Annotated in this window: 28 protein-coding genes and 1 tRNA gene; 15 read left to right on the top strand and 14 right to left on the bottom strand. The window is 39.2% G+C overall.

Annotated features, from left to right (window positions below):
* Positions 1-129: 129 nt before the first annotated feature.
* The 3 genes from DVR12_RS20460 to DVR12_RS20450 all read left to right on the top strand — a co-directional run bounded on the left by DVR12_RS20460 (position 130) and on the right by DVR12_RS20450 (position 2,581).
* On the top strand, positions 130-1,083 hold the full coding sequence (locus DVR12_RS20460; protein WP_116977655.1) for an alpha/beta hydrolase: 954 nt from the start codon (positions 130-132) through the stop codon (positions 1,081-1,083).
* Positions 1,084-1,160: 77 nt separating this feature from the next.
* Complete coding sequence (locus tag DVR12_RS20455) at positions 1,161-2,075, top strand: helix-turn-helix domain-containing protein (protein ID WP_116977654.1); 915 nt, start codon at positions 1,161-1,163, stop codon at positions 2,073-2,075.
* Positions 2,076-2,134: 59 nt separating this feature from the next.
* The gene (locus tag DVR12_RS20450; RefSeq protein ID WP_116977653.1) at positions 2,135-2,581 is read left to right on the top strand and encodes a nuclear transport factor 2 family protein; all 447 of its coding nucleotides are present in this window, start codon (positions 2,135-2,137) and stop codon (positions 2,579-2,581) included.
* A gap of 40 nt (positions 2,582-2,621) precedes the next feature.
* On the opposite strand, the gene DVR12_RS20445 is transcribed toward DVR12_RS20450, so the two are convergent.
* From DVR12_RS20445 to DVR12_RS20425, 5 genes are all read right to left on the bottom strand, one after another.
* On the bottom strand, positions 2,622-3,902 hold the full coding sequence (locus DVR12_RS20445) for a M20 metallopeptidase family protein (RefSeq protein WP_116977652.1): 1,281 nt from the start codon (positions 3,900-3,902) through the stop codon (positions 2,622-2,624).
* 356 nt (positions 3,903-4,258) lie between these two features.
* A complete protein-coding gene (locus DVR12_RS20440; RefSeq protein WP_116977651.1) occupies positions 4,259-4,828 on the bottom strand; it encodes a dihydrofolate reductase family protein in 570 nt (189 codons plus the stop codon).
* Positions 4,829-4,862: 34 nt separating this feature from the next.
* On the bottom strand, positions 4,863-5,297 hold the full coding sequence (locus tag DVR12_RS20435; protein ID WP_116977650.1) for a VOC family protein: 435 nt from the start codon (positions 5,295-5,297) through the stop codon (positions 4,863-4,865).
* A 162-nt stretch (positions 5,298-5,459) separates the two neighbouring features.
* Positions 5,460-6,602, bottom strand: coding sequence for an acyltransferase family protein (locus tag DVR12_RS20430; RefSeq protein ID WP_233522433.1), 1,143 nt, complete (start codon positions 6,600-6,602; stop codon positions 5,460-5,462).
* A gap of 519 nt (positions 6,603-7,121) precedes the next feature.
* Positions 7,122-7,334, bottom strand: coding sequence for a hypothetical protein (locus tag DVR12_RS20425; RefSeq protein ID WP_199417162.1), 213 nt, complete (start codon positions 7,332-7,334; stop codon positions 7,122-7,124).
* Positions 7,335-7,474: 140 nt separating this feature from the next.
* On the opposite strand from DVR12_RS20425, the gene DVR12_RS20420 reads away from it, so the two are divergent.
* Both DVR12_RS20420 and DVR12_RS20415 read left to right on the top strand, forming a co-directional pair.
* The gene (locus DVR12_RS20420; protein ID WP_116977649.1) at positions 7,475-8,242 is read left to right on the top strand and encodes a hypothetical protein; all 768 of its coding nucleotides are present in this window, start codon (positions 7,475-7,477) and stop codon (positions 8,240-8,242) included.
* A 46-nt stretch (positions 8,243-8,288) separates the two neighbouring features.
* Positions 8,289-8,501 (top strand): hypothetical protein, encoded by a 213-nt coding sequence (locus tag DVR12_RS20415; protein ID WP_116977648.1) that lies wholly within the window; start codon positions 8,289-8,291, stop codon positions 8,499-8,501.
* Positions 8,502-8,591: 90 nt separating this feature from the next.
* On the opposite strand, the gene DVR12_RS20410 is transcribed toward DVR12_RS20415, so the two are convergent.
* Positions 8,592-8,939, bottom strand: a complete 348-nt coding sequence (locus DVR12_RS20410; RefSeq protein WP_116977647.1) for a helix-turn-helix domain-containing protein — start codon at positions 8,937-8,939, stop codon at positions 8,592-8,594.
* Between the two features lie 251 nt (positions 8,940-9,190).
* On the opposite strand from DVR12_RS20410, the gene DVR12_RS20405 reads away from it, so the two are divergent.
* The 10 genes from DVR12_RS20405 to DVR12_RS20360 all read left to right on the top strand — a co-directional run bounded on the left by DVR12_RS20405 (position 9,191) and on the right by DVR12_RS20360 (position 17,543).
* Positions 9,191-9,442 (top strand): SymE family type I addiction module toxin, encoded by a 252-nt coding sequence (locus DVR12_RS20405; RefSeq protein WP_116977646.1) that lies wholly within the window; start codon positions 9,191-9,193, stop codon positions 9,440-9,442.
* A gap of 32 nt (positions 9,443-9,474) precedes the next feature.
* Positions 9,475-9,936, top strand: a complete 462-nt coding sequence (locus tag DVR12_RS20400; RefSeq protein WP_116977645.1) for a PIN domain-containing protein — start codon at positions 9,475-9,477, stop codon at positions 9,934-9,936.
* Entirely contained in the window at positions 9,933-10,085 is a 153-nt protein-coding gene (locus DVR12_RS27640; protein WP_158563317.1) for a hypothetical protein, read from the top strand. The genes DVR12_RS20400 and DVR12_RS27640 overlap by 4 nt, the downstream gene beginning before the upstream one ends.
* 1,268 nt (positions 10,086-11,353) lie before the next feature.
* On the top strand, positions 11,354-11,761 hold the full coding sequence (locus DVR12_RS20390; RefSeq protein WP_116977643.1) for a hypothetical protein: 408 nt from the start codon (positions 11,354-11,356) through the stop codon (positions 11,759-11,761).
* Positions 11,758-12,687, top strand: coding sequence for an IS3 family transposase (locus tag DVR12_RS20385; RefSeq protein WP_116977642.1), 930 nt, complete (start codon positions 11,758-11,760; stop codon positions 12,685-12,687). The genes DVR12_RS20390 and DVR12_RS20385 overlap by 4 nt, the downstream gene beginning before the upstream one ends.
* 455 nt (positions 12,688-13,142) lie before the next feature.
* Complete coding sequence (locus DVR12_RS20380) at positions 13,143-14,339, top strand: ImmA/IrrE family metallo-endopeptidase (protein ID WP_116977641.1); 1,197 nt, start codon at positions 13,143-13,145, stop codon at positions 14,337-14,339.
* Positions 14,340-14,346: 7 nt separating this feature from the next.
* Positions 14,347-14,973 (top strand): P63C domain-containing protein, encoded by a 627-nt coding sequence (locus DVR12_RS20375; RefSeq protein ID WP_116977640.1) that lies wholly within the window; start codon positions 14,347-14,349, stop codon positions 14,971-14,973.
* A 302-nt stretch (positions 14,974-15,275) separates the two neighbouring features.
* Positions 15,276-15,797 (top strand): Pycsar system effector family protein, encoded by a 522-nt coding sequence (locus DVR12_RS20370; protein ID WP_116977639.1) that lies wholly within the window; start codon positions 15,276-15,278, stop codon positions 15,795-15,797.
* A gap of 4 nt (positions 15,798-15,801) precedes the next feature.
* Positions 15,802-16,548, top strand: a complete 747-nt coding sequence (locus DVR12_RS20365) for an adenylate/guanylate cyclase domain-containing protein (RefSeq protein ID WP_116977638.1) — start codon at positions 15,802-15,804, stop codon at positions 16,546-16,548.
* A gap of 11 nt (positions 16,549-16,559) precedes the next feature.
* Positions 16,560-17,543 (top strand): adenylate/guanylate cyclase domain-containing protein, encoded by a 984-nt coding sequence (locus DVR12_RS20360; RefSeq protein ID WP_116977637.1) that lies wholly within the window; start codon positions 16,560-16,562, stop codon positions 17,541-17,543.
* Between the two features lie 353 nt (positions 17,544-17,896).
* On the opposite strand, the gene DVR12_RS20355 is transcribed toward DVR12_RS20360, so the two are convergent.
* The 8 genes from DVR12_RS20355 to rluF all read right to left on the bottom strand — a co-directional run bounded on the left by DVR12_RS20355 (position 17,897) and on the right by rluF (position 24,538).
* Positions 17,897-18,532 carry an ATPase gene (locus DVR12_RS20355; RefSeq protein WP_116977636.1) on the bottom strand — a complete coding sequence of 212 codons (636 nt, stop codon included), beginning with the start codon at positions 18,530-18,532 and terminating at the stop codon, positions 17,897-17,899.
* Positions 18,501-19,415 carry a hypothetical protein gene (locus DVR12_RS20350; RefSeq protein WP_116977635.1) on the bottom strand — a complete coding sequence of 305 codons (915 nt, stop codon included), beginning with the start codon at positions 19,413-19,415 and terminating at the stop codon, positions 18,501-18,503. Before DVR12_RS20350 ends, DVR12_RS20355 begins: the two co-directional genes overlap by 32 nt.
* Positions 19,415-19,690 (bottom strand): helix-turn-helix domain-containing protein, encoded by a 276-nt coding sequence (locus DVR12_RS20345; RefSeq protein WP_111594541.1) that lies wholly within the window; start codon positions 19,688-19,690, stop codon positions 19,415-19,417. Before DVR12_RS20345 ends, DVR12_RS20350 begins: the two co-directional genes overlap by 1 nt.
* A gap of 126 nt (positions 19,691-19,816) precedes the next feature.
* Positions 19,817-21,106 (bottom strand): hypothetical protein, encoded by a 1,290-nt coding sequence (locus tag DVR12_RS20340; protein WP_116977634.1) that lies wholly within the window; start codon positions 21,104-21,106, stop codon positions 19,817-19,819.
* A 192-nt stretch (positions 21,107-21,298) separates the two neighbouring features.
* Positions 21,299-22,561: a site-specific integrase gene (locus DVR12_RS20335; protein ID WP_116977633.1), complete on the bottom strand. Its 1,263-nt coding sequence runs from the start codon at positions 22,559-22,561 to the stop codon at positions 21,299-21,301.
* A gap of 257 nt (positions 22,562-22,818) precedes the next feature.
* Positions 22,819-22,891 (bottom strand) — tRNA-Lys (locus DVR12_RS20330).
* Positions 22,892-22,957: 66 nt separating this feature from the next.
* Entirely contained in the window at positions 22,958-23,767 is an 810-nt protein-coding gene (locus DVR12_RS20325) for a hypothetical protein (protein WP_116977632.1), read from the bottom strand.
* Positions 23,768-23,791: 24 nt separating this feature from the next.
* Positions 23,792-24,538, bottom strand: a complete 747-nt coding sequence (rluF, locus tag DVR12_RS20320; RefSeq protein WP_116977631.1) for a 23S rRNA pseudouridine(2604) synthase RluF — start codon at positions 24,536-24,538, stop codon at positions 23,792-23,794.
* Positions 24,539-24,560 lie beyond the last annotated feature (22 nt).

Genomic DNA, 24,560 nt, shown 5'->3' with positions numbered 1-24,560 from the left:
CGCTTAGATCAAAGTTACTTTGTTATATGGTTCTCCCAAAAATGCATTTTGACTACTTTTTTCGGCATTATAGTTACTACCTTTATGATACAGTGAAGGAATTTTGTATTCATCATTAAAGCATCATTTATGAATACAACAAATCAAGAAAATGCTACTTATGAAGTAGAGGAAAAAAAAGTCTCATTCCTTTCTAACGGAATAAAAATCGATGGAATTCTTTATTTACCCAAAGACGTATACTCCAATGTAAAACGTGGACCAGCCATAGTAGTTGGACATATGGGGTCAGCGGTAAAAGAACAAATGCCAGCAACATATGCAGGACTATTAGCCAAAAAAGGGTTTATAATGTTAACCTTTGATGCCGCTTTTCAGGGAGAAAGCGAAGGTATACCCAGAGGGTTGGAAGATCCGGCACAAAGAGTGGAGGATTTAAAAGCTGCAATCTCATTTCTGAATACAGTTGCTGAGGTTGATTCAACGCAAATAGGAATTCTTGGTCTCTGTGCTTCAGGCGGCTATGGTATAACTGCTGCATCAACCGACCACAGAGTAAAAGCAATTGCTACTGTTAGCGGGGCATGCATGGGTCGCCAATTCAGAAATGGTGCAGATGGAACTCAATCTCCTTCAGTAATTCAAGGAATGCTGGATTTAGCTGCTCAAGCCAGAAATGCTGAAGCAAATGGAGCTGAACCTGCTACCTTTCCTTTATTTCCTGCGTCAGAAGCTGAAGCAAAAGCGGGGGGTCAGCACATTTATGAGGGTTGGAAATATTATTGTACTAAATTAGGAGAACATCCGCGTAGTGCTAAATCATTCGTCTGGAAAAGTGTAGATCGACTAGCAGCTTTCGATGCCTTTAATTTTATAGATTTAATTGCACCACGTCCGCTTTTGATGATTTATGGTTCCAATGCAGTTACACAATGGATGACAAAAGAAGCCATTTCAAAAGCAAAAGAGCCTAAGGAAGCCTTTGTAATTCAAAATGCAACACACGTTGATCTTTACTGGAATATGGAATATATAACACCTGTAATCGAGAAACTAAAGTCATTTTTCGTGGAAAAATTATAATTGATATTCCCGGAAGTTTCTCCGCCCATCAATAGGAATGGAATTTCCGGGAATATAAAACTTAATAAATTTCAGAGATGAAAAAGACAGATAATTCTCCATATAGAATTAATTCAATCTCACAATTATTTCGGATGCTCCATCTTCCCGAGCCGTTGCATCCACTGGTGGGATTAGTAAGGAATAAAGATGTAAAAAATGTAAAAGAAGAATTTCCAGAAGTGGTACTCCTCGATTTTTATAAAATCTCCTATAAGCCTAATCTTAGCGGCAAAGTAAAATATGGACAGGGATATTACGACTTTGACGAAGGAGGTATGGTTTTCATTTCTCCTAACCAGTTAGTTACAGCCCCGGATGATGATGAATCTGAGGGTATAAGCCTTTTTGTACATCCCGACTTCCTGCAGCCTTATCCGTTAGCTAATCTGATTAAGAAATACTATTTTTTTTCATACGCTACTAATGAAGCTTTGCATTTATCTGCCAAAGAAAAAGTAACTATTCTTTCTATTTTTGAAAGTATTGATGATGAGTTAAAACAGCGTATTGATGATTTCAGTCAGGATGTTATTGTAACGCAAATCAACCTACTTTTAAATTATAGTAACCGCTTTTACAAACGTCAATTTATTACCAGAAAAGCCGTTAATACCGATCTGCTGATTAGATTGGAAACTCTTCTGGATAATTATTTCGACAAGGAAGCTCCACTTTTAAAAGGAATACCAACAGTTCAATATCTGGCAGAACAATTATATGTATCTCCCCACTATCTCAGCGATATGCTTCGTTCGACCACTGGTTTGAATGCACAACAACACATTCACAACAAAATAATTGAAAAAGCTAAAGAAATATTATCTACAAGTACTTCATCTGTTGCTCAAGTTGCCTATACTTTGGGATTTGAGCATCCTCAATCTTTCCATAAATTTTTTAAAACCAAAACAGGGGTTTCTCCGTTGAAATACAGGCAATCATTCAATTGATATATCTCTTAGGAATTATTAAAATTCCTAAACAATAGTTTAACCTTAAAAATAACAAAATGAATATTGAACAAAAAATTGCAGAAGCAGAAGATCGATTAGCTATCCGTGAATTAGTAGACAATTACGCTTTTTATGCTGATTCAAGAAATGCACAGGGGCAAATGGACTTGTTTACCGAAGACACTATCTTTGAGGTTTATTATGACCCTAAATCTGCAACCCCATCGCAGGTAATTAAAAGCAGGAAAGACCTGTTTCCAGTTTTTGACAACCTGAATACTTACAACGCTACTATGCACTTCAATGGCCAAAGTACCGTTCAATTAAGCGGTGAAGAGGCAACAGGAATCACCTATTGCATGGCACATCACCTAACAATCACGGATGGTATTCAGAAATTGATGGTTGCCGCTATTCGCTATGAAGACAAATTCATTAAGCATGAAGAAAAATGGCTCTTTTCAGAACGCAAATTGATGGTAGAATGGATAGAAAACAGGTAGAGATCAAATAATATGCATTGAATTTATTGTGGTATAGAATTCATCTCTTATTCTTCAGTCTTTCCAGCATTAAAGATGAAAAACTTCTAACTCCTACCCTTATACTTTCTTCATCAACATTAAAATTGGGTGCATGATTCATTGCAATAATTCCTTTACCAAAATTAGAACCACCTAAGAAAAAATATACTCCTGGAATCTCTTGTTGAAAGTAAGAGAAGTCATCATTAAAATAAGGCACTTGTCCGTAATCAGGCGTTATTAAATCAGGACCATAAATTTGATTCAATGTATTGATTGCCCCATTAGTCAGCTTTTTAGCATTCATGATAGTTGGATTTTCCTGTGTGTAAGAAACAGACAATAGTTGATTCTTATATTTAGTTTCTCCGATTAGTCGTTTAATCTTTGGAATGATTTTTTGAAGGTTTGACTGATTTGTTTCATAAAGATAGGTTTCTAAAAACAGCTCATTTTTCTCTGAATAAATCCTGAATTGCTCATCCATGATCAAGTAGTCTTTATATATAGTATTTGGATTTATTAATCCGCTTTCAGGATCAATGATATGTTGAATTTTCCATGGCTTAGTATTTGGTTGAAAACGAGATAAAGAATTATAAATTAATTTTGCAAGATCTGCTCCTTCTTCTTTTGATAAATTATTTTTCAGGTTGATTCTTACCCCTTTCTGATAGGCATACATTTCATTTGGCTTCACCATAATTTGCCCAACGGGTAAGGGAGTAATATGCAATCCATAAATCTCGTCGGGATGTATTTTAGAAAATAAGCCATGAGCAATCATTTCTTTTGCACCAACAAATGTTTCTTCTTCAGGTTGAAAAATGAAATACATTGTTCCGTTTATCGACTCTTTATTTTTCGCCAAAATTTCGGCAATTCCCAGTCCAATTGCCATATGTATATCATGTCCGCAACCCTGTTGCACTCCATTAACTTTTGAGCTAAAATCTACTTTGTCGGGAAAATTACTGGCTAATGCGTCCATATCAGATCTCCACGCTACATTTCTGCCTGGTTTACTTCCATGCAAAATCCCTACAACACTATGTCCATATATTGTAGTGTCGACTTCCATCCCTAAATCTTTCAAATATTCTGCTATTATTTTCTGGGTACGTACTTCTTTTCCTGCCAGCTCCGGGTAGGAATGAAAATCTCTTCGGATCTTTATTAGTTTCTCAAAAATTTCATCTGTTTGGATACCAACTTGTTCATGCAGGGAAGGCATTTCCGGGCGAGATTGCCAACTACCCGTTACAATTAGGCATAACAATAATAAAGCACTGATTTTCATATCTGGTTTTCAAAGTTAAATTGTGACAGCAAGATAATTCCGGGAATTATACTGTACTCAACTGATGTGATGAATTGTAGAAATTATGTGACCAAATTGGAGTTTTTACTGTCTAATAGATGAAAGAGCATTTTTTTAATAACCACTTAGGTAAAATTTCTGATTATTTATGTAAATAGAATGGTATCTACGGAGCCACAGACACTGCACAGGAGTATGTACACTCAAGTGCAAATTTGAATAAAAACAATACATAAACATCAACCAGATATGAAACATAAAATATCAATACCACATGATACAGATTATACAAGTTGTGATATTAATGGACCCAGAAGACTAATTAAACTTGTTTATTAAGAGCGAGGATTCTTTACATAATGAAGCGCAATTGCTCCTGATTTTAACTGTTTCGACTCAACAAGTTCTAACTTTAATTTCTCAAGCAAGTTAACATCATCAAACAACCGTCTTCCTTCTCCCACTATATAGGGTTGAATTACAATACGATATTCATCAATCAAATCAAGTGCCACAAGCTGTGAGGGAAGATCAACTCCTCCTAATAAAATATCTTTACCTTCTCCCTGTTTCAATTTAATTATCTCCTCCTTAAGGTCAGTATTTACAACTTCCACTTTCGGGTTTTCCACTTTATCTAACGTGTGAGAAAAAACGACAATTTTGTCCACAGCATCGAATGCCAGCGCAAAATCATTGATTGATTTTGTTGGTCCTGAAAGATCTTTAGCTATATCGGGCCAAAAGGGAACCATTAACTCATAGGTTTTTCGTCCATAAACAAGTACATCTGCCTCCCTTATCAGGTTTGCAAAATATTCATGAATTTCTTCATCACCAGTTCCTTTCGTATGGTCACAACAGCCATCGATAGTAAGATTGATTCCAAATACTAGTTTTTTCATTCTGATAGATTTTTATCTTCCTGTTTTATAACTTTTATTCTTTTATTTTGATAGAAAAGTCTACCATCCATTGAATTCCAAATTTGTCCGTAAACATTCCAAAGTACGAACCCCAGGGTCCATCAGCCATTGGCATTTCTACTCCCCCTCCTTTCGATAGCCCGCTGAATAATTTATCGGCCTCTTCCCGACTTTCCGCACTAATGGATATAGTATTCCTGTTATCCCTTTCATTTACATGCCCCATTATCTCCAAAACATCACTACCCAATAACACATTATTTGTACCAATTGGCAAGGCTATATGCATAATTCTATTTGCCTCATTTTCAGATATCGGATGTTCAGTGCCTAACAGATCTTTATACCGGAACATCTTTTCGAATTCGCCTCCAAATACTGATTTATAAAACAAAAATGCCTCTTCAGCATTTCCGTTGAAGTGGATGTAAGGATTAATAAATGCCATGGTTATAACTTATTTTACAGTCTATCAAAAATAGTGGCTGTTTCTTAATTTTAAGGGGTAAAAAGCGACTTTATTAGGGGTTGGTTGAGCCAGGATTCTAAAAACAAAAAACCGCCTCTAAGATGTAGAGACGGCTTTAAGATAATTTGAATGATCTTAATCTTACCCAAGTTTTTTTCTCAGCCACTTACGAACCGGCTCATCATACCATTTCAATGTTGCATAAGCCAGTATAATACTACCTATAAGAATCAATAATGCATAAGGCCATGCCTGTAAAATAGTTACTCCTTTATTATTACTGATCCAGGCAACGTAAAAATAAACAAGCGGATAATGTACCAGGTAAAGCGGATAGGATATATCGCCCAGGAATTTGCAAATCCTGCTTTCAGTTTGAGTATGAACTACTCCACTAGCACCCAGATAAACAATAAGCGGGAAAATAAGTATGATACATACAGATTCGTAAATACCATTCATCCAAAGGTGCTCCGCACCGCCTATACGAGGCATATACAATACCAGGGCTACTAAAAGGCTGCACCATAGAAAGGCATGCTTAATCTGTGTAGGCTTGGCTATTCGTGAAAGTAGCAAACCTGCAAAGAAGGGATACATCATGCGGGTGATACCCACACGTACCTGCTCTGTGTTTAGTGTCCACCCCCCGCTAACATCTCCGTTGGAAATGGCCAGATGAGCGAGTGCTATTGCCGAGATCAGCACCAGAATACTTAATGCTGTTTTTGAGAACTTCCTGATTCCGATGGCATACAGGATATTGGCTATGTATTCAAAGAACAACGACCAGCCAACACTGTTAAGCGGATGCATTTCCTCCCACCCTCTTATATCCATTGATAATGGTACAGGTAAAATTGTATACCCGATGAGCATCACCAGCAACATTTTCCAAACAGGAATAGTATGAATAAGTGGCCAGATAGTTGAATCTGTAAAATAGAACCCAATTGCCCCGAGGGTCATTCCCAATACGAGCATCGGTTGAAGCCTTTCGATCCGGCGCTTAAAGAAAGTACTCATGGTCATCTTCTGCCAGCGATCGTCATATGCATAGCCGATCACAAAACCAGATAACAGGAAGAAAAAGTCAACAGCCAGGTAGCCATGATTAACCAATATATCCAGATGCCCGGTTCCTAATGGCTCGGTCAAATGAAAGGTTACAACGATAATGGCTGCAATACCTCGTAATCCGTCTAATATTGGGTAATGTGGTTTCGTGGAAAGTTTAATATTTTTCATTGGACGGGCCAAAACCCCAGATGCCTCAGTTTTCATACGTTTCGTTCAAGTATCATTATTAAATGGATTGGTAAAAATAGGTAAGTGACTTCATCAAATCGTCTCAAAATACAAACTGATAGTCTCATTTTGCAGGGAATCAGGTTGGCATGAAATTACTATTTCATTTCACCAGATAAAATCAGTGGCCAATAATTACATTCTGTAAATGTTTTAAATATTGATAAATGGAGTAGAATATTAGGGGAAACAGCTATTCAGAGATTTAATTGCCGTAAAAAAAGAAACACCCTAAATTAGGATGTTTCTTTCTCTGTGATCCCGTTGGGACTATATCAAAAGCTCTATCAGAGCCACTTTTCACGGTTTTAAAAGCTTATGTATCCGAATTTGTATCCTTCTGGAATAGCTTACTTTGTGCTGGATTGTAAAGAACTTATAACCACTACAAATATACGAAAAGCATTGCTGAATCAGCACAAAACACACTAAAACTTATTAACAGTTACACACGCTTTATACACGTCTGATACGGGTTTCAGACTGAAATCGGCCCTATAGTAAAAAGTCCGTGACCAGGTGTTGAGCTATGCCGGTAAACTGGCAAAACTCTATAATAGTTATCATGTCTCCCCGCTTTTTCCCGGTAGCCTGCCGGATCTGCTGTAAAATCTTCCTGGACGTTCGCTCACTTCTGCCGGTAATGTTCATGACATCTTTTGCATAAATCACTATGCGAGTAGGTACTATTTTATGTGATTTTGGCATAATCGGAATGGAAATTTTGTAGGATTGGCTACCGGCTTTTGTTTGGTGGTTGTAATCAAAATTACAGCATCCTGCGCAGATGTGAGCCCGTAAGGCTTGGCTATGGAAAAGCCTATATCATTAATCCAAAATTGTGTTTTATGGCAAAACAAGGCGGAATTATCCCATTAAAAGGCACGATTGGTAATATCACCTTTTACAAGACCAAAGCCGGGAATTTAGCCAGGGAAAAAGGCGGCGTTGATGGAAACAGGATTGCCAATGATCCGGCGTTTGTCCGTACCCGTGAGAATGGGGCCGAATTCGGACGTGCCGGCAAAGCTGGAAAGCTGCTGCGTACTGCCTTCCGTCCATTGCTGATGAATGTAAGTGACAGTTATGTAACTGGCAGACTTACACGTATGATGGTGAAGGTTATCCAGGCGGATGCGACTAACGCCAGAGGTCAGCGTAACGTGATCGATGGGGAGGCGGAATTGCTGAAAGGCTTTGAATTTAACAGTAATGCGCGGTTAGGGTCTACCATTTTTGCGCCCTATACTGCAGTAATTGATCGCGCGGCCGGTACGGCAACCGTCAACATTCCGGTATTCGATGCCCTCAACATGGTTTCAGCACCTGCTGCCGCTACTCACTGTAAAATCAGGGTCGGAGCTGCAGCTATTGATTTCGAGGCTGAAACCTTCGTCAATGGCTATGCTGATTCTAGTGATATCGCGCTGGAAGCAGCCCCGCCATTGGCGATGAGCCAACAGGTCACCCTGACCGCCGGCAGCACGCACCCCATTTTCTTAGTCCTGGGTGTTGAGTTCTTCCAGCTAATCAATGGAGCCCTTTACAGTCTGCGGAATGGTGCATTCAATGCGCTGTCAATGGTGGAGGTGTCCGGCTTACCGGTTACCCCGTAAGATCCAAGATGGTATCTGATTTTGTTCACCCTTTAAATTTGGTTGTATGAAACTTACACAAAGATTTGTGGCAAAAACGCCTCCTTTTTTCGGTAAGGTCAGAAATATAGGTTTGATCCTAACTGCCATCAGTGGCGCTTTGTTGGGCGTTCCTGCGTTGCCGGTCATTGTCGCTAAGATTGCCGGTTATCTGGCTGTAGCCGGAACCGTTATGAGCGGCGTAAGCCAGGCAGCGGTCCACGAAGAAGAAGGAAGTTAAAGCCTTTAGAAAAGCTTGTCCATAAGGTGTTGGTTACCTATAGGATTTGTTTGGTGTATTGTTCGGCCTTCGCGTCTGCGAAGGCTTTTTTTATTTCATGATTGATTCAAGCTTTGATTTGGCAATAAAAGCGTCAATTACCGCCATCAAATATTCCTGATCCTTTATTGATAACTTTTCAAGGTTTTCTAATTTCCCTAAAAGTAAAGGTGAAAGGTTCGAAGCAGTTTCGGCTTCAGGGTTGATGTTCCGAACCAAATAGTCAAGTGATACGCTTAAAACGTCAGCCATTTTGCCAGCTGTATCTATCGAAGGCACTGTAGCATCCCTTTCGTATTTCCCTACCATATCCCGATTTGTACCTATAGCGGTTCCCAACTGGTCCTGAGTTAAATTCTTCCGTTTTCTGGATAGTGTTAGTCTTTCTCCGAATGACATAAAGCATTGTGATTTCACTAAAAATAGGACTTTAAAGTAAAAGTTGAAGTCAACCCCGCTTACACATACATTAAAAAATACATACAACACCTACACTTACAAAGAGTGTAATATAACTCTTTAAATACCCATAAGACTCAAATAATGACGTTAATATGACACTATTTTAATCAAATAAGCCCTTTTAGACTTTTTTATATGAGTCCAAAAGACTACATTTGTAGTATAAAATAATTAAAAAATTAAGTCTTATGGAACACAAAAGCAGAATTCACAAAATTACCTACAAAGCCTTTTCAAGGCTAAATGATTGCAGATGTTCTCCTTGGATTAGCCTTTCAGGAGTATGGCTGGAAAAAGCCGGCTTTGAGATAGGCGACACGGTTCAAATCACTGTCCAGGATAACGCACTTAACATAACAATAAAAGAGAAATCGCCTACACCCCACCATCTGTCAGATAAGTATAAGGAAATGCTTACGGACTATCTGAGAAGCCGCTAATCAAAATTGAAAAACCTTTAGTTAACCCACATATGTTAAATATTTATACTGACACCTCCGTTATTGGAGGGTGTTTCGACAAAGAATTTGAGGTATATAGCAATGCCCTCTTTGAAGAATTTAAATCTGGTACAAGTAAGCTCATACTTTCAGATGTTGTAAAAGCAGAATTAGAACGGGCAGGGCCCAATATACTTAGCAAACCTGATGAGGTTCCAACAAGATTTAAAATTGAAATCAAAACAACATTGAAAGCCGCGCAATTAGCACAGGCATATATTGAGCAAGGCGCATTAACTAACAAATGCCATAACGATGCCTTACATATCGCTTTGGCAACCTTGCAAAATGCTGATGTGCTTGCCAGTTGGAATTTCAAACACCTCGTTAATCTAAACAGGATTAAAATGTATAATTCCATTAACTTGCAGATGGGTTACCGAACAATTGACATTCGGACACCAAGAGAAATCTTAAAACCAGATCTGCCATGAAACAAGACAAACCGTATGACGCCGTGGCCGAGGCTCGGCGAATTAAAGAAGAAATGAGCCTCAAATATTACGGCAACATTGAGCTTTTATTAAAAGATCTCAAAGAAGTAAGAAAAAGATATAAACTAAGAGCCAAAAAGGCGCTATAGGCTGTAAACTCCACCTCTACCCAATCCATAATAATTTAATTCTCATTTTGACTACCTGCTTATCATGGCAAGGGGATCCGTATGTTATTGATTTTATGGTACCAGTCAGGCCCCAGGTGTGGGGCCTCGATTGGTGGGGTTGTTCGGTTGCGAGGAGTTATGGCAATGCGTGCTTAGCTGTTACTTATATGTTAACGGTTAACTATAAACGCTCCTTTATCCGCTTTTTCCCAGTCAGAAGATTTCCCGTCAGAAATCATTTATACACGCTGGTTAACGCCAGTAAACAACAAAAAACAGGAACGTCCGGGACAAATAGATGATGGGTAACAGCTGATCGGCCCATATTCTTTCGCTGGTCAAAGATCGGATGCCAAGCACTTAACTAAAAGCTGCCCCCATCATCTTTTGGCACGGACGCAGCGCGATAAACAAAAGTTGATCAAGGTTCTGAAGCTCAGGTTCGCGCTCCCTTATTCTCATGCCCTATCCGCTATTATCAATAATACTGCAGGTTGGATAAAGCTACTCTGTGGAGATGCCTACGCGATTAACGTGAATCGTTATGGCTGCCGAAATAGATACAGCGCCGGCGATGATACCGTATGCCAGGGGAAGCGAACAATGGCCAACCGCACCAATCATCGCTACTATCATATACGGGCTTTCATAAAAAATTTTGACAAAGAAAAACAGAAAAAAAGAAAGCCATCTTCCCGGAACGGCAAAATGAAAAGAGAAAAAGGAAACGGAATAAATTCGTGTAGCACAAAAGCTGATTTACTTGATGTCGCTGGTGCAGGATCAGAAGTTGAGCCCATATTCTAAAGCTTTATGCCGTAGTCTTTTTCCTATTTTCATTTCCGTTCCGATCTTTGCTTTCCTTTTTTCGATTTTTCTTTGTTCAAATTTCGATCTCCGCTACCATCTCCCATTTATATCTCCGCTGTTATCGTCGAGCCGTTGGGGTTATAGCATCCAGGTGGCGCCGTTGATTTGATCGTAGATTAGTGGAGGCCCCCGCCCCCGCCGCCCAACCGCCCCCGGCTGCTGTGGCGGGAGCCGAACGCAGCCCGGAGCGAAGCCCGGAACGAGCCCCGTAGCGAAGCGGAGGGGCGAGTGAAGGGCAAGCGCAGGGCAAGTGAGGCGAAGCCACAGCAAGCCGCGCCTTCGACATATGTCTCGCCGGGAGCGGAGCGGACGGCAAAATCAAAAATGAAAGGCCGGGTGTCTTGTCCTAAAATAGGTTTACACAAAACGTGTAAAAAATGATGAAAATCGTCAAACTTAGGGAAGGTTACTATCAGGAAAGCGACAAGCATCTTATCATTCAGGCCTTTTTGAGCTCAAATAGAACGAAACAATCTATCTGGGAAGAATATACTGGTCAAATGGAAGAACATGGTAAGATTTTGAAATGGATGCGGGAATTGGGATATGAGACATCGGAGAAAAAACGTAGATTACCTGATCAAAGCTCCTTTCTAATAGCAACAAAACCAAATCAATCTGCTAATAACGATTTCGAGAAAAAGCAATTGGAAAAGCGTATTACTGAATTGGAGAAGCAACTAAAAGACGCCGAAATGAAAGCTATTGCCTTTTCTACCATGGTTGATATTGCTGAAAAAGAGTTTAAAATAAATATCAGAAAAAAGTACAGTACCAAACCATAGCACTTATAAAGGAACAATATTCTCGCATAAGTCTGGCCAGGTTATGCGGTTGGTTTGGTATTACCCGTCAGGCCTATTACCAGGATAGTTACAGACAAATAGAGGTTGGCATAGAAGAAAGCCTGGTATTAAAAGAAATAAATGCTATACGCACGCTACATCCGAAGCTGGGGGTGCGTAAAATTTATGGAAAAATAGACCCATTTCTTAAATCGCATCAAATTAAAATGGGTAGAGATGCCCTATTCGATTTATTAGCCAGGAACAATTTATTAATCAGGCGTAGAAAAAGGAAAGCAATGACAACTATGTCTAAGCATTGGTTTAGAAAATATCCCAACTTAATCACGGGTATAGTTCCGTCAAGGCCCAATCAAATTTGGGTAAGTGATATAACCTATTGGAAAATTAATGATGACAGACATCTGTACATAAGTCTGGTTACGGATGCTTACTCTAAGAAAATTGTGGGTTACCATGTCGCTGATAATTTGGAAGCAGTGGGATGTCTGCAGGCATTACAAATGGCCGTAAGGACACTCAAGTTAATTTTGGGTAGTCGTTTGCCACTTTGCCATCATAGTGACCGTGGCATTCAATATTGCAGTAATCAATACGTAAAACTGTTACAAGATAATGAAATTGATATTAGCATGACCGAATCAGGTGATCCAAGAGACAATGCCATAGCCGAAAGAATAAATGGAATACTCAAAAACGAATATCTGAGTGCATACCAGGTAGAATCCATTAAGGAGGCCTGCAATTTATTACATGATGTTGTAGGCTTATATAATAATGACAGACCACATATGAGCATTAGCAACTTGTATCCTAATTTTGTTCATCACAATCAAGTTGAAACAACAAGGTTATGGAAAAATTATTATCATAGAAAGACAGTTGTAAAGGAAGAATCGGATTAATAACAAAACGCAAACTTATTTTAGGACTTATTTGCAAAATTTGTAAACTTATTTTAGGACGATACAGGGGGCGGAGGCGGGGGGCGGACAAAGTGGGCAGCGAAGGGATTGCGGTCCTAGCGGGGACACAGCATCGTAAGAAATGAGCAAGACCGAGAGCTGCCCGAGCGGAGGACGAAGGAGCGCAAAAAGGGTGACAGGGAGCGAAGCCCCGGAGCGAAGCGGAGGGGCGTAGCGGACTGGCGCCCTTTTTGCCGACTGAGGCCGAAGCGAGACCTATAAACCGCTTAGATCTACGCTTTCATTATGGCAATACGCATATAATCATTATTTAAGTTGAACAATTAATTTTTCACACAATGTGGAAAACAATTTCTTGTAACTTTACAAGCAAAATGAAAAAATAAACTACATTTGTCTTGTAAATTTACAAGAAACAAGAACTTTAGCCAAAAATGCCGGATAACGAATTTGCTAACGAATTAATAAACAATCTCTTTCGACCAGAAGAGTCACTAAGAGATTTGTTCGAAGAAAGGATAAGAAACCTAGATACATCAACAAATGCCGTTTTACCGTTGCTGGAAATGCAATCACGTGCATTAGACGGCATCCTTGATGGCACACAAAAAATGGTTGATTTCACCAACCTAGTAAAACTTGCTAACTTTTTACAACTACCACTAGACCGTGTTGTCAAACTATATGCAATTGCACTTGAGAAATACATCTCAAATAATGAAGTATCAACTGAAAAAATACGATTTATTAAAGAAAACTTTGATCTCGCTGTATTAAGGAAAGCTGGCTTTATTAATACTTTAGGTGATTTTAAGCATATCGAAAATAAGTTATTAAATCGACTTGGCCTTAACTCTATATATGAGTACCGCAAGCCAGAAAACCATGTGGCATTTAGTGCCGGAATAATCCAACCAAAGAATGAACTTACTAGAGCTCTCTGGATCACCACTGCCAAATGGATGTTTGAAGAACTAGACAACCCTTACCCATATCACAGACAGCAATTGATTGAATATATTCCTCAAATTCGATGGCACTGCACAAATGTTGAAAAAGGACTAATTGAGGTAATAAGATCACTTTACAAACTAGGCATAACGGTTATATATCAACCTCCGATGCCAACTTTGCAGCTAAGGGGAGCTACAATGACCATAAATACAACTCCATGCATAGTCCTAACGGATTTAATGGGCTTTTATGGCACACTATGGTTTGCTTTGATGCATGAATTATATCACGTATTGTTTGATCTAGAGGACATTTCGACAAATTCATATCATATCACAGAAGATGGCGATGATATTCCATTAACAGTAAAGGAGCGCGATAAAATGGCTGATAACTTTGCGAGAACTTATTTATTCTCTGTGGAAAAATCTACTTACATCAAGAAGTATTTACAAGATGAAACCTATGTTAAGCAATTCGCAGAAGAAAATCACGTCCACTATAGTATGATATACTTATTTCAAGCTTTTGATTCCAGAAACAGTGGTAAGTATTGGGCCATGGCTCGCAAAACTTCTCCGGGTATTGCAGAGGCAACGAATTTAATGGAAATCCCATGGAATGAGGAAATAACTTCTGAAAGTCTACAGAAGCAAAAAAAAGAAATCTATAATTAGTATTAACATGGATAAAAAAAGAGCAAACGTTTCTAAAGCAGAAGCTGATCCTGATATTGAGTCAGGAATGATGAATAACAATGAACCTATACATGACGTTCAGATACAACTGCAACTGATTCAATTATTATCGAAAGGTGCAGATCAGTTAGCCAAAGAGGATGTTGAAAGAAAGCGAAATCGTGCAAAAGAAGTAATTGAATTACAAGGAGGAGAGAAAACCTCCCTTGAAGAACTCGAAGCAGAAATTACAGCTTTGAGGCAACCATATGAACCAGTATTTTCCAATGAAAATCCATTCTTCAAGAATATATTTCGTCTACGCGGATGGACTGATAAAAATCCTAATAACTATGCCAAGCCGAGTGTAGTCGCTAAAATTGTTATCACCTTGATCTATCTGCGATTCAAAAAAGAGGTATTACCATTTTTGAGAAAACATGCAATGCCCGATGGTAATCGACACGCTAAATTTTTTCAACACCTCACTCCCAAAGGCCTAGAAAGTCTTAAAAAATTTAGAGATGATGCCAATGCGATGATGGAGCGATACGACAACTGGTACGACTTCCTTAAAGATTACTGCCGAACATATGGACTACCTTTTCAACTTAGTCTAATCGATGAAAAGTAATCCCAATAGAGTAAAAACTAGTAAGAACTATTTTAAGAGCAATATTTAAACTCTAAAAAATAGGGCTAAATATGCATAATCTCTAGGTAAGCCTATAGGTACTATTATTATTTATTATTAACTATTCTAACAGTGGCATTTTTTATACTATTGTTAAGGTAGTAGATATTTCATTTATTGATTAAACAGACCTTTCGATGAACTCTAATTCTCACACTTCGAGTCCAACTCCTGGACCACAAAGAAGTGCAACGGCAAATACCCCCTCTCCAAACACATCCTCAACACCAAACCAGAATACGATGTCTATTCCAGCTGACCATGGAGAGCGATACTGGTTAATCCTACAAAACAACATTGAATGGTTGAGGTTTTCAGAAACAAAAGCAAGTATTATACTTACTAGTTACGGCGTGTTATTCACAATATTTTATACAAATGCAAATTCCGTTTTTGCATCATTGACAAACTCCACAACCACCCTAACTTTTGTAGTATTATTTGGTTCATTAAGCCTTATATCAATTATCGCTGCTATATTGGCAGTAAGACCACGGCTAAGAAATAGAAATCCAACGTCAATTTTATATTTTAGGCATATACAAGAAAAATACACTTCAGCAAGTGAGTACAAACGAGCTGCCCACTCTATACTAGATGATGAAGATAAATACACAGATCATTTAACTGAGCAAATCCATAGCATTGCGAAGGTAACCAACAGCAAATATATCTGCACGGGAATATCGGTATGGTGCTTTGGTATTAGCTTATTGATATTGGTAACTGCGGTAATTATATATTTCATAAGCAATATTAAATAAGCCAATGCCCAATCTGGATCTTGTTCAAAAACTAAACTGCACCTATCATAAAAACAGCAAACTTTCAAAATTTAAAGGCTCTCTGCAGAGTATAGCAAACAGTAACTCTTTTTGGCTTGAGAAAGCACTTTCAAGCTCCCTTGCAGAACTTGGCCCAGAGTTCACACGTTATTTTGACTTTGGCCTTCCTGCCGAAGTAGCCCTGCTATTCATTGACATTTGTAATTTCTCAACTCAATTTTCACATTTAAATGGAGAGGAAATTGGGGAATATTTTGACGAATATTACCGAACTGTTATTCCTATCATCTACAAATATGGTGGCGAGGTTGATAAAATAATAGGAGACGGCATTGTTTGCATTTTTGGCCCCCCTTTTATGTGTGAAGATTTTGCGGACTGTATTAATGCAGCAAATATAGCAGCCAAAGAAATAATTGAAAAGACAATTAAGACGAAACACGCATCGAAGATTGCATTTCATGCTGGAACCATTAACTATTTCAAAAACAAATCAGGTTTTTATAATGAGTACACAATTATTGGGAAGCCGTTGACAGAACTATTTCGTTTAGAAAGCATTAGTGAAGCAAATTGTATTAATTATTTTGACGATAGTCCAATAAGGGAATTTTACAAAAGTCCGTTAGGCAACATTAATTATTGGTCACACTTTGGTAGGCTCATCCCTCCTGGTCAACTACAAGGGATCTCTTATAATCAATTTTTTAGAATTAAATATCCAAGATAAAGCTAAGTATTATGGGTTTAAAATCAATAATGTCTGAAATAGAAGAAGATGTGAATGACATTACCAATACAGACTTTGTTTATAATGATACAGAAACTGTTCCTCCTTCTGATGATTCAGGATTAAGCTATGAAAAGAATAAAGAAAAGAAAGGGAAAGAACTTACCTCATGTGTATTATATGTGGATATCAGAAACTCTGTCTTACTCACAGAAAAGCACAGTTCAAAAGTCATGGGGAAAATATATACCGCTTTTACTAAAGGAGTAATAAAGGCAGCCAGGCATCATGGTGGCCATACACGTAACATCATTGGCGACAGGGTTATGATTGTCTTTCCTCAAGAAAAATGTTTCACTAATGCAATAAGATGTGCAATTTCTATTAACCATGTAGCGAAAATAATCAATGAAAAGTTCAAAGGTGTTGATTTTAAATGCGGAATTGGAATCGACCATGGAAAAATGCAGATTACAAAAGTGGGCGTTCCAAGAAAAGGAAAAGAAAATCAACCAAACAGAGGATTGGTCTGGGCTGGAATTCCGGCTAATATAGCGTCTCGATTGACAGATATGGGTAATAAAAAAATAACAAGAACAATGTATGAACTTAATGTAAAATCCATATTATCTGATTATTTTTCTCAATCCCAGCCATATAGATTAAATACTCCAACAGGCAAATATCAATTTCCAGCATCAACATACCTATACCAACCCAAACCGCTTTCAGTAACAGAATCGGAATTTCTTTCTGGCGTAAAGATTGAGAATGGAATATCTTTTTTCAGATCAAGACAAGTCATATCTCTTAAAAAAAATGTTGAGGAGTACACCTACCCCGCCATTCTATTGACTGAGCAAGTCTACAAAGGACTAATAAACGAAGGCCTAGAACCTAATCTTTATTTACCTGGAGATTGGACGGAACAGAAGCTTGCAATCAGAAACGTAAAGGGGAAAGTGTATGGAGGCTCCTACACTTGGAAACTTTAATTATTTAAACTAATTAGATTTTCCAATTCGCAATAGTGAGCCTCCATACGTTCATTATATTTCCATCTTTACCAGAAAATCAAATCGTCATTAGTTAACATCTTAAAATAATTGGCCTAAATTCGCTCCCAACTAGAACCCGTGAACGAACCACCACTTCTTCCATTTCAAAATCAACCAGAAATCATAGCCATTGTTAGGGCCGTCATTGCCATGTTATAATTCTCTTGAATCCAGCAAAGCAAATGGGGTATAGAATTCACAACTCCATGGGACAAGTCAAAGCTTAGGTTGTTTATCCAATAGTACCGACTGTATCTGTAATTATGGTTTGAATAAATGGGTAAGTAGCTCTAGCGCCTTTTGTCAGCCGTCGAGGGATCGAAGGCAATCAGATTGAACATGGAACGCAATCTGCTCCGTAGCCGGTTACCATAGTGGTCTTCCAATTCCTGGCTATTCAGATTTGTGGTAATATGGGTGAGCATTTTTTTGGAGATCCACAGGTCATACCTGGACAGCAGAATTTCGGCCATTACGTTACAGCTATTCCCCCAGTGGTTTACCGGCTGCTCAACGCCCAGGTCATCAAAGCAATGAACGCGGGGCGTGTCAGTGTATGGAAAGAAGGCGTTTCGACTATATCTGCTGATAATATCGTAGCCGATTTTGCTAAACTCAAAACTGATTTCACGGCAGGAAACCATATGCGGCATATAGGAGTCTGCCGAAAGGGGTCGCATTAGCGTAATTAAGGACGTTTTACCGCATCCAATCCTCCCGGTGAGGAGTATCCCTTTCTGAAGGTCTAATCCCTCGAATTTAGCCACTTCCTCGTCTTGTAAGAAATACGCCAGCAACTTCAGTACAACAGGGCGGTCTATTTCTTCGATCTTAAAGGCCGGGCCATAGACAGTTTTCCCATGTTCTTCCAACTGCTGCATGAGCAGGTGGTAATCATAAGGGGTCTGAATAGTTTTTGTTTTCATTGGAGTGGAGTCGTCCTGCTCCGTGTGTTGATTTGGTATGTTTGTCATGGTTTGTTTGCGTTTGTGCGTGAATGTTGAGCATCCATTTATGAGCCGCTGACTGCCAGTCCAGAATCAGGGTTTGTCCACCCTGCCGCCAGCCGTTTGCCTGGTAATGATGAAAAAACTTGTCACCTTCCAGTGGTGCGTACTTGTGGGAGTTAAAAAAGTCCTGGACCTGGGATAAGGTCGGGAGCTCCCGTTGATCTTCTTTGGAATTTTCCGCGCGGGGTGCGTCCTTATGTGGCAGGTCATTTTTTTTACCTGTTTCATCTTTATTTTTTTTTGAGGGCGGGAGCCTGTTTTCTCCCTCATGTTTATTATTGTTTATTTGTTTATTAAAGAGACCTAATTTTAGGCCCGTATCGGGTATATTTTTAGGCCCCTGTCCGGGCATAATTTTAGGCCACATATGGGGCATAATTTTAGGTCCGATAGCTTGTCTGATTTCTGCTAATTTTTCCAACTTTTCAGGCTCATAATGCTGCGGAGAAAAAAGAAATAATTGCTGACTCTCTTCCTCTGACAAAATGATGTTTAGTGGAATAATTGAAACCAGACTCGGAGCGAACATCTGACCTGATGGCTGATAAACTATATAAGCACGGTCGTGGAGCTGTCGTAAACATTTCACATAAGTATCCTTTGACTTTATCCTGGATAACCTCATGACCTCTTCCCGAATAATCGGAAACGGGCTACTGAAGCGGTATTGATTCCAGATTTGAAATAAAGCCATATACAAACTGATGTGATTTGAATTCAGACGATCATCTGTCCAAACTTTTGCAAAGAAGGAGTTCAGATGCTTTATATAGTTCGTATGTGCTGGTAACACCGGCATCAGGAGCGTTTATGCGGTCCGGTTGCAGTCATGAGTTTTTGTATGTCCTCATAGTCGTAGAATATCAGGCCGCCGATCTTCGTATAGGCAAGGGTGCCGTTGATACGCATGTTCTGAAGTGTGCCGGAGGAGATGTTGAGCAGGTCCTTGACTTCGTAGGACTTTAACCATTTGCGGGGCTGTGCCGGGTGGGAACCTATCACTTCCCGTAGTTCTTTGAATAATTCAACTTTGAAAATCGCCAGATCTTCACGTGTTAGGATTTCTGCTGCCATAAGATTTATGTTTGTTTGATACAGCAGCAAAAGAATATTCTTTTTGAACACAAAAACAGTCACGGGGGTATACACAACCCCCTGTAACACATTGATTATTAGGAAGAAAAATTTTTAAAATTTATTTTAGAATAGGTCTAACCAGTCACTTAGCGGAAGAAAATCATGGAAAACATACAGGTTCCAGATAAAACAGCATAAAACGTTGATGCCTTTCTGTGAGATGTCCAGCAGTTCTCCCAGGATTTCCTGTACAGCTCTGGATACTGCGGCACTATCTTTATAAAAATGGCTTCGCAGGCTTTGACTGGAAACCGCGTCCTGCTTGGCTGAGGTGAAGAAAAAAGAAAAGAAGTCCAGCAGCTCCGTTTTGTTTTTGTTTAGGTAGTACCCACTGTCAAAAAGGAGTTTCAGAATAGCGCCCATCTGTGGAACTGAAAAGCCAGTCTGAACTTTAAAATCTTTCCACCGGTCAAGTTCTCCTATCGAATGGATTGACTGGGAAATAACCTCCACTTTTTCCTGGTATACTATTTCAGCCGAAAGCCAGCACAGAAGCTGATTTTGTAGTGAGTCGTGAAGTCTGTTTAAACTAATTCCCGGTTTAGTGCGAGTCTGAGCAATTTTTTTCTGTAGGTAGACTAACCGGTTTAGCCGGTCGCGTGAGGATGGTAGCTGCTCAATTTCTTTACTGGTGCGGTCTGTCCAGTATTGCAGGTAAGCTGGTGAGTTGAAGTTTAAAACATGCAGTTCCCATTCTATACTTTCTGTGATTGTCTTTTCACAGCGGGAACTGTCTAGGATCTTACGAATCTGGATACTAAGTTTCGTTAAATAATGCAGGTGGCTGTAACTGATGAATTGTCCAGGGTGTTCTATTTCGAGGAAGTCCTCAAAAGGTTGTATCAGTATGGGAATTAATGAAGATTCAACCTCTCCATCTTCGGATTTTTCCTGCAACAGCATCATGGCTGCTGCGTAGCCTTCTCGTACCAGGTACAGATAAGCGTCAGGAATTTTGCAGTCTATATCCATATTTTGAGGGTACTGACTTTCGATGAAAGAAAGGATTTCGGCCAGTATCTTGTATAAAAATCTGTACAGGTACCGCCAGGAGTCATTCGGAGGGGCATCCGTTCGGCTCAAAATGTCGTCTGTGTCCAGGTGTTCGGTGGTCAAGTCCATCAACAGTATAAGCTGGTGTTGATGATTCTGTACATGCCTAGCCCGTTTCCGCTTTCCAAGATTATAAAGCTGTTGACTGAATTCCTGTATTAGCCGGTCTTTATGCTTTGTCGCCTCGTCAACGATTGCAGTAAGATAATTACGATCCGGTTTCTTGTGTTGCTGGAATTCGGATTTAAGATCAATTCTGATCAGTTTTTCAAAGTAGGATAATTGATAGGTCTGCTGCATGGAATATGGTTTTTCTAGCGCCAGAAGGTTTGGTGTTCAAGGTTATTTAAGGATATGGAAAGCCGGGAGGGTCCGGCTATTTCAACAAGGTCTGCAATAAATAAGTTTAGATTATAACACTCTGTTAATCAGTTGTTAATGTCGGATTTGTAATAGTAGGTGACCGGCGCCGGTCACCTACGTAATAGGCCACTATGCTACTGCGTTGAGTAATAAGGACTCCGGAATAGCCAGATTAAAGGAAGCCTTTAAACTTTTCATGTCCTGACTCACCTTTGAAGCCACAATCTTAGCGTAAATCTGCGTCGTCCGGATGGACTTGTGGCCTAACATGGCGCTCACGGTTTCCAGCGGTACACCGTTGGCCAGTGTTACAGTGGTAGCGAAGGTGTGCCGGGCAGTGTGGGTTGTCAGATTTTTATCTATGCCGCACAGGTCAGCTACTTCCTTCAGGTAACCATTAAATCGCTGGTTACTATTGATAGGCAATAAAACATTGTTGGCGATGCAGTACGGATGATTTTCGTACTTCTTCAGGATTTCCTTTGCAATAGGCAGCAAGGGAACGTTTTCACGACACCAAGTCTTTTCCCTGTTTTTAACGATCCAGTCTTCACCGTCGAAAAATTTCACGATGTTATCACGGGTAAGCAACAGGGCATCTTTGTAAGCATAGCCGGTTAAAGCCATAAACAAATAAGCGTCTTTTGTTTCCTGAAGTCGGCGGATGCTAAATTCCTTATGATAAAGTACGCTTAACTCCTGGGCGTTTAAAATATCCCTTTCAGGATTGATATAGGAACAGGCGTAACCTTCAATCGGGTTAGCGTTTAACCATTTACGTTGTACGGCAAGTTTCAGCAACTGCTTTGTATTTTTCACGTACTTCATAGCTGTATTCTCCTGGATACCTACCGTTAAGGTCAGGTAATCGAAGAAATCTTCAGCAAAGGAATATTCAATCCTGCCCAGGGGAATATCTTTCATTTTAAAAACACTGGAGAGAAAACCGGAAATCCTTTCCTTTGTAGTAACCCACTTTTTCATGCTGCTACCTTTACGTTTATCCTTGTCCACCTTCTCCTGAAATTTTTCATTGTGGAAGTCGCAGACTTCTAAAAGCGTTCGCTTATCCCGGTTTATACCGTTGTAGGCATTCTTTATCATTGTCGGGGTTACGGTGGCATCAATTGCTTTCAGGAGATTATAATGGCGGATAAGTTCACTTTTTACGTACTGCAAATGATTATTAATTTCAATTGCTTCTGCAGATTTACCGGTGATGGCGCCAGCATCTTTGTTAAACTTTGAAGGTTCCACTTTGTAGCCCAGTGAAAACCCATCCCTGGGAAAACCGGTAACAGTAATACGAACGCAGATCGTTGCCTTACCTTCGGAGTTATTATTATCATACCGAAGATGAAAGAGGATTGATAATTCTTGACTTACTTTCATAGTCCATAAAGTTTTAGTGCCGATGTTTGACTTTGTTTTTGTTTGGTTTGTTTTACATCGGTTTGTAAGTCCTAAAACCCTTTACTGATAAGCATTTACCAGAAAAAAGGATACACTAAAAGTAAAACTGTTTTGTGTATCCTTTTTTGTATCCTTTCAGATTCGTTTTGTATGATTTACCTTTTATTGGTAAAAACAAAAAAGCCGCTTAAATCCTGTGATTTAAGCGGCTTTAATAACCTTTGATATTCTTGTTGTGATCCCGTTGGGACTCGAACCCAAGACCCATACATTAAAAGTGTATTGCTCTACCAACTGAGCTACGGAATCATTCCCTGTTGAAGGGAGCGCAAAGGTAGAAAATTCTAAATAACTACCAAAAATATTTTAAGTTTTTTAGCAACCAACTGAATTATGCCGTGCTACCACCTTCAGCAAATGTCCTTCTGCCGCAGGTTTGGAGAGATACAACGTTGGTGCTTCAAGGTTATAATGATAACTGGTATCAATCAATAAATCAAGCTCTTTATCTCCATCTAAATCACCTGCCAAAATAATAGATACCATCTGATCATCGAAACTGAGAATCTCTGCAAGCAGCTCTACCACTGCTTTTCCGTTACGCTGTGCCGATAAAAACAATTTGTAATTTTCATAGGAATCACCTACACGATTGCCAGTTGCATAGAGCAAATATCTTTTTCCCTCCAGAAAAAGTTCAAGGCTATCGCCAGGCAGGATCTGTGTTTTAGACAAATTTAATGCGTTGAAACGCTGGCCATCCAACTGCTGCATGTTGGCTATAAGAAAGATACTTGAATCCTGAGTTGGAGTCGTTTTCACTTCCCAACCGGTAATTTCATCATCTTCATCTACGATAGCATCTTTTGCATGATTAATGAAAACAGGAGCTGTTTTGAAATAATAATCAGTCGCTGATCTGAACAAACCTACATATGTTAAGGCAGTATCCCCCTCTTCTACTTCATCACTATGATAATTTCCTACCCTAATCATTTTACCATAGGAAGAATCTATTGGAAAAATAGTTGGATTAGTATATTCTGCTTCAGTAGCGTAGGCTGCTGCAACAGGATAATTCCCACGGGAAACCGAATCTTTAGCTAAACTAGTATCTGTCTTCTTCGCTAAAAGATTACATGAACAGAACAATGTGATAAGTGATAATGGAATAAATATTTTCATAGTATAGGATTTCGTCAAAAACTGCTATTCGTCCATTCCTTCGTTGCCCTGGTTACCTTTTTCTGTTTTACTGCTACTTGCAACCAGTGCGTTGATATTTGTGATCTCTTCCTTAGTGAAATAGCGCCATTTACCAGGTGCCAGATCTTTCAATGTCATATTCATAATTCGTACACGCTTCAATGAGGTTACTTCAAATCCAAGTACCTCGCACATACGCCTGATTTGCCTGTTTAATCCTTGTGTCAGAATGATCCTGAATTTATTTGATCCTTCCTGTTGCACAAAGCATTTCTGAGTAACAGTACCTAATATACGAACACCATTACGCATGGCTTTCACAAACTCAAGATCTATAGGTTTATCTACGGTTACAATATATTCTTTTTCATGTTGATTTCCTGCTCGCAGAATTTTGTTAACAATATCACCATCATTGGTTAAAAATATCAACCCCTCAGATCTTTTATCCAACCGTCCAATTGGAAAAATTCTGGATGGGTAGTTTAAATAATCAATGATATTGCTTTTATCTTTCAGATCGGTGGTACAGGTAACCCCTTTAGGTTTATTCAGGGCTATATAAACTGTCGATTTTTTCTTCTTCAGTGGTTCCCCATCAATTTCAACAACATCTCCGGCCTGCACACGGTTCCCCTTGGAAGCGATATTATCATTAATTGTAACTCTTCCCTGTTCGATATACTTATCGGCCTCCCGGCGGCTGCAAAAACCTGTTTCGCTGATATATTTATTGATACTGATATCCATATTTCTCTTAAATCAGCCGCAA

It is taken from the genome of Chitinophaga silvatica (assembly GCF_003419895.1).
In the GTDB taxonomy this organism is placed as follows: Bacteria; Bacteroidota; Bacteroidia; order Chitinophagales; family Chitinophagaceae; genus Chitinophaga; species Chitinophaga silvatica.
The sequence above is the reverse complement of the archived record's forward strand: the minus strand, read 5'-3'. Positions and strand labels throughout refer to the sequence as shown.

Coding starts and splice junctions, on each gene's coding strand:
- DVR12_RS20460 (WP_116977655.1), top strand. CDS start 130: ATGAATACAACAAATCAAGAAAATGCTACTTATGAAGTAGAGGAAAAA.
- DVR12_RS20455 (WP_116977654.1), top strand. CDS start 1,161: ATGAAAAAGACAGATAATTCTCCATATAGAATTAATTCAATCTCACAA.
- DVR12_RS20450 (WP_116977653.1), top strand. CDS start 2,135: ATGAATATTGAACAAAAAATTGCAGAAGCAGAAGATCGATTAGCTATC.
- DVR12_RS20445 (WP_116977652.1), bottom strand. CDS start 3,902: ATGAAAATCAGTGCTTTATTATTGTTATGCCTAATTGTAACGGGTAGT.
- DVR12_RS20440 (WP_116977651.1), bottom strand. CDS start 4,828: ATGAAAAAACTAGTATTTGGAATCAATCTTACTATCGATGGCTGTTGT.
- DVR12_RS20435 (WP_116977650.1), bottom strand. CDS start 5,297: ATGGCATTTATTAATCCTTACATCCACTTCAACGGAAATGCTGAAGAG.
- DVR12_RS20430 (WP_233522433.1), bottom strand. CDS start 6,602: ATGAAAACTGAGGCATCTGGGGTTTTGGCCCGTCCAATGAAAAATATT.
- DVR12_RS20425 (WP_199417162.1), bottom strand. CDS start 7,334: ATGCCAAAATCACATAAAATAGTACCTACTCGCATAGTGATTTATGCA.
- DVR12_RS20420 (WP_116977649.1), top strand. CDS start 7,475: ATGGCAAAACAAGGCGGAATTATCCCATTAAAAGGCACGATTGGTAAT.
- DVR12_RS20415 (WP_116977648.1), top strand. CDS start 8,289: ATGAAACTTACACAAAGATTTGTGGCAAAAACGCCTCCTTTTTTCGGT.
- DVR12_RS20410 (WP_116977647.1), bottom strand. CDS start 8,939: ATGTCATTCGGAGAAAGACTAACACTATCCAGAAAACGGAAGAATTTA.
- DVR12_RS20405 (WP_116977646.1), top strand. CDS start 9,191: ATGGAACACAAAAGCAGAATTCACAAAATTACCTACAAAGCCTTTTCA.
- DVR12_RS20400 (WP_116977645.1), top strand. CDS start 9,475: ATGTTAAATATTTATACTGACACCTCCGTTATTGGAGGGTGTTTCGAC.
- DVR12_RS27640 (WP_158563317.1), top strand. CDS start 9,933: ATGAAACAAGACAAACCGTATGACGCCGTGGCCGAGGCTCGGCGAATT.
- DVR12_RS20390 (WP_116977643.1), top strand. CDS start 11,354: ATGATGAAAATCGTCAAACTTAGGGAAGGTTACTATCAGGAAAGCGAC.
- DVR12_RS20380 (WP_116977641.1), top strand. CDS start 13,143: ATGCCGGATAACGAATTTGCTAACGAATTAATAAACAATCTCTTTCGA.
- DVR12_RS20375 (WP_116977640.1), top strand. CDS start 14,347: ATGGATAAAAAAAGAGCAAACGTTTCTAAAGCAGAAGCTGATCCTGAT.
- DVR12_RS20370 (WP_116977639.1), top strand. CDS start 15,276: ATGTCTATTCCAGCTGACCATGGAGAGCGATACTGGTTAATCCTACAA.
- DVR12_RS20365 (WP_116977638.1), top strand. CDS start 15,802: ATGCCCAATCTGGATCTTGTTCAAAAACTAAACTGCACCTATCATAAA.
- DVR12_RS20360 (WP_116977637.1), top strand. CDS start 16,560: ATGGGTTTAAAATCAATAATGTCTGAAATAGAAGAAGATGTGAATGAC.
- DVR12_RS20355 (WP_116977636.1), bottom strand. CDS start 18,532: ATGAAAACAAAAACTATTCAGACCCCTTATGATTACCACCTGCTCATG.
- DVR12_RS20350 (WP_116977635.1), bottom strand. CDS start 19,415: ATGCCGGTGTTACCAGCACATACGAACTATATAAAGCATCTGAACTCC.
- DVR12_RS20345 (WP_111594541.1), bottom strand. CDS start 19,690: ATGGCAGCAGAAATCCTAACACGTGAAGATCTGGCGATTTTCAAAGTT.
- DVR12_RS20340 (WP_116977634.1), bottom strand. CDS start 21,106: ATGCAGCAGACCTATCAATTATCCTACTTTGAAAAACTGATCAGAATT.
- DVR12_RS20335 (WP_116977633.1), bottom strand. CDS start 22,561: ATGAAAGTAAGTCAAGAATTATCAATCCTCTTTCATCTTCGGTATGAT.
- DVR12_RS20325 (WP_116977632.1), bottom strand. CDS start 23,767: ATGAAAATATTTATTCCATTATCACTTATCACATTGTTCTGTTCATGT.
- rluF (WP_116977631.1), bottom strand. CDS start 24,538: ATGGATATCAGTATCAATAAATATATCAGCGAAACAGGTTTTTGCAGC.